This is a genomic window from Tenacibaculum piscium, assembly GCF_021390715.1.
Lineage (GTDB): Bacteria > Bacteroidota > Bacteroidia > Flavobacteriales > Flavobacteriaceae > Polaribacter > Polaribacter piscius.
In genome coordinates this window covers 143-738 of sequence record NZ_JAJGWT010000016.1, presented here as the reverse complement: position 1 = coordinate 738, position 596 = coordinate 143, and positions in this window count along the sequence as shown.

The window sequence follows — 596 nt, the reverse complement described above, 5'->3', positions numbered from 1 at the left end:
GATTCAGATTCTACAAACGAGTTAAAAATATTTCAAAACTCTTTTTTGAAAACTATAAATATTCTCAATTTTTTCTTCTTTTCTTAAATTGTTTTTGATTCAGATTTTACAAACGATTTAAAAATGTTTCAAAACTCTTTTTTGAAAACTATAAATATTCTCAATTTTTTCTTCTTTTTCTTAAATTTGTTTTGATTCAGATTCTACAAACGAGTTAAAAACATTTCAGAACTTTTTCTTGAAAACTAGAAATATTCTTAATTATTTTTCTTTCTTAAAATAGTTTTATTTAAAAGATAACAAATGAACTAATGTTTTTATTTATTTGAAAATCAATTATTTATTTTGTTTTGGTCAGTTTTTTTTGCTATTATTTACAACGTTTTGTATATGAAAAGTGCTGTTTTGTGTGCGAGGATTTTCCGCAGGAAAATCAGATGTAGCAAAACGGCACTGACTTTTGTATTATGACCAAATTAAGCATTTTTTATATACGTTGTTACAAGTAGTTGTTTTTTTTCAGTTTGTAATTTGTGATTCTGATTTAATTTTCAATTTCTTAATTCAACAGTTGAGTAATTTCGACAAGTTTTCAA